This window comes from Bellilinea sp. (genome assembly GCF_053501535.1).
Map to the genome: position 1 here is coordinate 1 of NZ_JBRCOK010000165.1, position 6,157 is coordinate 6,157.

The following is a 6,157-nucleotide window of genomic DNA, read 5'->3' on the forward strand; positions in this document are numbered from 1 at the left end:
GGGTGGGGGTGATTTTCGCCAGCACCGGTGAGTGCCGCTTTGCTCGGCGTGAGATTTCTTGTTTATGTCGCTGCGCACAGAATGACGTGCTTGTTTAATGTCCTTTTGAACGAGCGCAGCAAGGGTGGCAATCTCCTGAGGGGCTTTCTCCCGCGCCTGTGAGGGAGGGAAATCAACACCAGTGCAGGCAACTCACCACCAAGGTAAAGCAGCCTTCAGATCTAAATCTTACTGCCAGTTTGCTCAAAAAATGGTCTTAATCGCGCCGGTGAATGCGGATGTAGAGAAAAATACCCAGAAAGCCGATCACCAGCCCGCTGATGGAAGCCGCATATGAAAGGAAACTCAACCAAAAGGAGGTTTCCCAGATGCGTAAAATCATCAGGAATGGGGCAGCGGCGCCGAAGAAAAGCAGCCCGGCGCCGATAGCCATCATACCTTTGGGTCCCATTCGTAACATCTTTTTTATCTAACCTCAGTTCGGGGTAAATCCCTTCCCCATCCGCTTGAGCAATTTCAGCCCCCACCTGCACCTCCCCTAAAATCGCCCCAGCGATTTTGGGGGAGGCGGGAGGGGGTAGCTACGTTACCAGTCAGGTTTTGCACTTCGGTCAAGTTCACATTATTTGTACAGCCAGCAGGCGGCGGTATGATCCGGCCCAACTTCAAATTCCGGCGGCACATTCACATCGCACTCACCGCGGATGATGTGCGGGCAGCGCGGATGAAAGCGGCAGCCGGCCGGCGGTTTGACCAGACTGGGCGGCTCGCCCGGCGGCACTTCCTTGAAGGTTTCGGCGTTGCGCGCGTCCGGGTCGGAGGTGGCTGCCAGCAGCGCATGGGTATAGGGATGCTTGGCATCCTGCAACAGGTTATCCACCGGCGATTTTTCCACAATCTGCCCGGCGTACATCACAAAAATCCGCTCGGAGAAGTAGCGCACCGTCGAAAGGTCGTGGGTAATGTAGATCACGCCCAGATTGTGCGATTCCTGCAAACCGCGCAGCAGTTTGAGGATTTCCACCCGCACCGAAGCATCCAGCATGGAAACCGGCTCATCGGCAACCAGCAGTTTGGGTTCCAGAATCATCGCGCGGGCAATCACCACCCGCTGCTGCTGGCCGCCGCTGATCATATGCGGGAATTTTGGTAAAAACTCATCCACCGGCGTCATTTTGACCTCGGTAAGCGCCTTGTGGATGCGCTCCAGCCGTTCTTTTTTATCCTTGATGCCGGCCACAATCATTGGCTCTTCCAGAATGCGCTGAACATTCATAAAGGGGGGCAGTGCGCCGTAAGGGTCCTGCTGCACGTATCCCACCTGCCGGCGGTACCAGCGCAGCGTATTGGCATCCATCTGGCTGATGCGGTACTTGCCCTGAAAGACCACATCGCCCTGGGTGGGGCGGTTGAGTCCCAGAATGGTTTTCATCAGGCTGGATTTGCCGCAGCCCGACTCACCCACCACGGCGACAGCCTCGCCCTGCTGCAGGTCAAAACTGACATCATCCACCGCTTTGACATAACCGGCGTGACCAAAACCAAAGCGGCGCAGCTCGAACCACACCCGCAGGTTTTGAATGGAAAGCAGCGGGGCATTTTCAACCGCTTCGTTGCCGGACAAGGCGTTTTGTTGTACTACTGCATCCTGAACGGTCATCCTTAACTCCTTGCCTCTTTTTCGTACAGCCAGCATTTGACCTGCCGCCCGTCCGGGTGTTGAAACATGGGCGGATCTTGATCGCACTTTTCAAAACGCAGCGGGCAGCGCGCCGCAAAACGGCAACCGGTGGGCGGATTGATCAGACTGGGCGGCTGACCGGTGATAAACTCCGGCTCCACCGTGCTGCGCAGTTTGGGCACGGATGCCATCAACTTCTGCGAGTAGGGATGCAGCGGCGCAGTGAAGAAGCGGTAAGCATCGCTCAACTCCACCATTTGCCCGGCATACATCACGCCCACCCGGTCAGCCAGTTCGCTGGAGGTGGCAATATCATGGGTGATGAGAATGAAGCTGGTGGCAATTTCCTTTTTGATGCGCTTGAGCAGGTTCATGATGTTGGCCTGGGTCAGCACATCCAGCGCCGAAGTTGGCTCATCCAGAATGACCAGATCCGGCGCAGTCACCAGCGCCATGGCAATCGCCGCGCGCTGGCGCATCCCGCCGCTCAATTCAAACGGGTAGCGGGTGAGGAAATCCACCGGCACACCCACGCGCTGGAACATATTGGCGGCCTGTACCAGTGCTTCTTCTTTGCGTACACCGTGATGCACCATCATCGGCTCGGCAACCTGATCGCCCACGCGCAGCACCGGGTTGAGGGCGTTCATGGCTGCCTGCGGCACCATGGAAATTTTCAACCAGCGAATCTGCTGGCGGTATTCCTCGTCCGACATGGACATCAATTCGCTGCCGTTGAGGTACACCTTTCCCGCATAGGTATGTACATTGCGCGGCAAGAGGCGCAGCAAAGCCTTTGCCATGGAACTCTTGCCGCAGCCCGACTCGCCGATGATGACCATCGCTTCGTTGGGGTTGAGGGTAAAGTTGACCCCATCCACCGCCTGTACCACACCCCGGGTGGCGCGGAAGTAGAGTTTCAAATCTTCAACACGCAGTAATGTTTTTTCTGGCATGATCTCCTACACCCCCCGCAGTCTGGGATTGAAGATACGGTCGAGGGCAAACCCCAACATGGAAAACGCCAAACCGGTAATCATCAGTAAAACAGCCGGTTCCAGCACCCAGTAATAGTAACCGTTGAAGAGCGCCCCCTGCGCCTGAGCATCGTTGATCACCTTGCCCCAGGTGGGCAGCACCGGATCGCCCAATCCCAGCACCGCCAGCGAGGCTTCCAAAAACACGTAGCTGGGAATGCCGATTACAAAGCCGGGGATGAGCACCGGGATGAGGCGCGGAATCAGGTAATTGAAGATGATGCGCACATTACCCGCCCCGTAAGAACGGGCCGCCTCGATGTAAGGCGCTTCCTTGATCTGCATGAAGATGGCACGGAAGGTTTTGATCGAGGAGGAGAAGATGCTCAACGCCACTACTGCGCCCAAAATGATCCAAATCGAGCGCGAATAAAGCGTACCGATCATAATCAAAATGGGCAGCACCGGCAGCACCAGGTTGACTTCGGTAACGCGCTGGATGATTTCATCCACCGCGCCGCCAAACCACGCCCCGGTAGCGGCGATGATCATGCTCAACACGCTGGTGCCGAGGGCGGCCAGAATACCAAACGCCAGCGCAATCGGCGCACCCCACAGCATGGCTACCATCAGGTCACGGCGGATGTGGTCGGTGCCGGCCAGGCCGTGTACCTTGCCGTAGATCACCAGTTTGGCATCCACTTCCGCATTGGGTTCAAACAACAGCGCCGAAATTTGCAGTTCGTACTGCCCTTTCAGCACCGTCGGCGGCAGAATATCCGGCTGGGCAAACAGCCCCTGCGTAATCGTCATGTCCTTAATCCGCCGCTTGAGGCGCTCGTCCAGTTCAAAACGGTACTGGTCGGACCTGCGCACCGACATCTGGCTCATGCGCAGTTCGCGGCCGTCCGGAGTGATCCACTTCATGGAAATGTGGGGTTGTTTTACATCGTAGGTCGAGGTAAAGAAAATGATCAATTCCTGCGGAAAGTCATCATACTGGTAGTCAAAAACATAGTGCATGATCACTTCCTGATTGCTGCCAACCGTCTGAATTTCTTTCTTCACACGTTCATCATCCGTGGTCAGGATCAGGGTTTCGGGTTTCTTGACTGCCGAAAACCAGTTCGTCCAAACCGGGGCAGCATTGCGCGGATAGTCGCCCCACACCGACTCGCCCCCCCGCCACAGGCGAATGGCTTCATTATACGGAATGGTTGCCACGGCATAAATCGCAAAGGCAACCAGCAATACGATGATCACCAAACCGACCACCGCAGAGGGATATTGAGCAATGTCGCGGAAAGCATTTTTCAACGTATTCATGCTTTGGGACCCTCGCCTCCAACTTTGACGCGCGGATCAACCAGCGCGTAGATGAAATCCAGTAAAAAGACGGTGATAGCCAGCAGGTAAGCGTAAATCACCGTTTCACCGACGATCACCGGCGTATCGAACAAACCAATCGCCCGGTAGAACAGGCGGCCAAGTCCGGGCCAGTTGAAGACCGTTTCCAGAATGATTGCCCCAAACCACAAACCAATAATCAGCAGGGCAAAGTTGGTGATGATATTGGGCATGGTCGGACGCAAAATGTAGCGGCGTTCGATCATCTGCGAAGAAAGCCCTTTGGCTTTGGCCATTTCCACGTAATCTTCGCTGGAAAAGATGAGGAAAAAGGTACGCCAACCGTAAATGGTGACAAAAATCGAGCTCATGAAAATCGCCAGAGTAGGCAGAATCATGTGCTTGAGCAGGCTGAGCGCGTACCCAATGGTCGTATCCGGCACCGGGGCATCCACCATACCGCCGTAAGGCAGGATGTTGAGCACCGCGGCAAAGATGAGAATCAGGAAGATGCCGTAAAACCAGCCAGGGGCTGCCGAAGTAGGCGCCAGAGCGATGACCAGCCGGTCGAAAAAGCTGCCGTAATGACGGGAAAGTCCCAACGCAATGAATAAGGCGGAAAAGAAGAGCAGCAAATTCGCCGTGCCGAACAAGACCAGGGTAGGTGGCAGGCGTTCCAGAATGATGAGGCGCACGGTTTTAGAACCACTGTCGCTGGTCAGGTACTGGGCACGCCCCAGATTGAGGGACATGGCGTCTGCCAGGTAGCTGAAACTGCGCAAGATAAACGGACGGTCCATCCCCAAACGCTTTTCTTCAAGGCGCACCATATCATTGATCAGCTTGTTACGCTCTTCAGCAGGCAGACGGCGCATTTCCTGATTCATGCTGACGCCCAGTGCGATCCGCTCACGGATTTCGCCGCGGCGAATGTTATCTACTTCTCCCCCCATATTGGCAATGATAATCGTCAGATAGACACCGATAACAATGGTAATCCCCAGGGTGAGGATTTTTACGAGCGTGTACTTGGCTAATCGAGATAAGGTACTGGCTGCAGCTTTCTTTTCAAGCGAGGATGGGGAGGCCGTCACAGGGGACTGAGTCGCTTCCGTCATATGAATTTTTCATCCTTCATCCGGTAGGAGAGGGGCGAGGTTTTGTCCTCGCCCCTCCACTTGGTTAATTGGGTAACCCTTACGGGGCAGTCACAAACTGGAAGGAGCCGAACGACGGCACGGCAACCCGTTTGGAAACCACCACCACCTCAAGGCGGGTGGCGCCTTCCGTCAGTTTGCCGGTGTCGGCGCCGCTCAATTTGACCTGGAACAGGCCATCTTCCACGGCTTCTGCCTGACCGACCAGCACAAGCTCACCCTTGGCATCGAAGACCAGATATTTGACATTGTCAATATCGGCCAGCGGGTAAGGCTGCCCCTCGAAGTCCACAAAGACATCGAAGGAGGCTTCGCTGCCAATGGTCACGCGGTCGTCACCATCCACCTCAACTTCGGCGATGGGCGGCGCGGAGAAGCGCAGCCATTTATCGGCCGGTTCGGAGTAGTCGTTGTAGCGGCGCAGCACGACGGTACCTTCCACCGGGAAGGCGCGTTCCAGATAGAACACATTCGTGCCTACCCAGAAGTGACCGCGCACGCGGAACCACTCCGCCAGATTGGCGTAGCGGTCTTCCGCCTCGTTGGCGCTGACGAACTCACCCAGCGTCGGGGCGTAGGGGATGAAGTCTTCTGTGGTCGCCTCATCCAGTTTGGCTTCAAGGATGTCAATGGTCGGACCGGAGATGTAGGACAGCCATTCGATCTCGTTGGCGTCCGCTTTGGCAGAGGAGAAGGCCGCTTCACCGGCGCCGTCGGCTTTCAAACCGATCGCCAGTGCGTGCCAGGCCGCCTGACCCTGAGCGTAGAACGGCCACCACGAGTCAACGTTCAACTCGGCATCCAGATTCCACAGGTCGGAGTAGGTCTCGATGACCAGCGGATCGGTCGAAACGATCTTGACGCCCTTGAAAGACGAGAGGAAGGACTCCAGAGCCGGCACAACCGATTCGTCATAGTACGGGCTGGCTTCCTTGCCGCGGTCGAAGGTCAGGATGATGCCCAACACTACGTCACCCGCGGAGAAGGGGCTGCCG

5 protein-coding genes and 1 pseudogene are annotated in these 6,157 nt (G+C 56.2%); all 6 read right to left on the bottom strand.

What is annotated here, in order from left to right:
• Positions 1-256: 256 nt before the first annotated feature.
• A complete protein-coding gene (locus ACWIZX_RS14915; protein WP_448336351.1) occupies positions 257-451 on the bottom strand; it encodes a hypothetical protein in 195 nt (64 codons plus the stop codon).
• A 171-nt stretch (positions 452-622) separates the two neighbouring features.
• A complete protein-coding gene (locus ACWIZX_RS14920; protein ID WP_448336352.1) occupies positions 623-1,660 on the bottom strand; it encodes an ABC transporter ATP-binding protein in 1,038 nt (345 codons plus the stop codon).
• 2 nt (positions 1,661-1,662) lie between these two features.
• Positions 1,663-2,637: an ABC transporter ATP-binding protein gene (locus tag ACWIZX_RS14925; protein ID WP_448336353.1), complete on the bottom strand. Its 975-nt coding sequence runs from the start codon at positions 2,635-2,637 to the stop codon at positions 1,663-1,665.
• A 6-nt stretch (positions 2,638-2,643) separates the two neighbouring features.
• Positions 2,644-3,984 (bottom strand): ABC transporter permease, encoded by a 1,341-nt coding sequence (locus ACWIZX_RS14930; protein WP_448336354.1) that lies wholly within the window; start codon positions 3,982-3,984, stop codon positions 2,644-2,646.
• Positions 3,981-5,123 (bottom strand): ABC transporter permease, encoded by a 1,143-nt coding sequence (locus ACWIZX_RS14935; RefSeq protein ID WP_448336355.1) that lies wholly within the window; start codon positions 5,121-5,123, stop codon positions 3,981-3,983. The genes ACWIZX_RS14930 and ACWIZX_RS14935 overlap by 4 nt, the downstream gene beginning before the upstream one ends.
• A 79-nt stretch (positions 5,124-5,202) precedes the next feature.
• Positions 5,203-6,157 (bottom strand): annotated as a pseudogene (locus tag ACWIZX_RS14940) (ABC transporter substrate-binding protein); the annotation flags it as partial.

Bases quoted from the DNA above. Each gene is read 5' to 3' on its own strand.
- ACWIZX_RS14930 (WP_448336354.1), bottom strand. From the start codon at position 3,984: ATGAATACGTTGAAAAATGCTTTCCGCGACATTGCTCAATATCCCTCT.
- ACWIZX_RS14920 (WP_448336352.1), bottom strand. From the start codon at position 1,660: ATGACCGTTCAGGATGCAGTAGTACAACAAAACGCCTTGTCCGGCAAC.
- ACWIZX_RS14925 (WP_448336353.1), bottom strand. From the start codon at position 2,637: ATGCCAGAAAAAACATTACTGCGTGTTGAAGATTTGAAACTCTACTTC.
- ACWIZX_RS14935 (WP_448336355.1), bottom strand. From the start codon at position 5,123: ATGACGGAAGCGACTCAGTCCCCTGTGACGGCCTCCCCATCCTCGCTT.
- ACWIZX_RS14915 (WP_448336351.1), bottom strand. From the start codon at position 451: ATGGGACCCAAAGGTATGATGGCTATCGGCGCCGGGCTGCTTTTCTTC.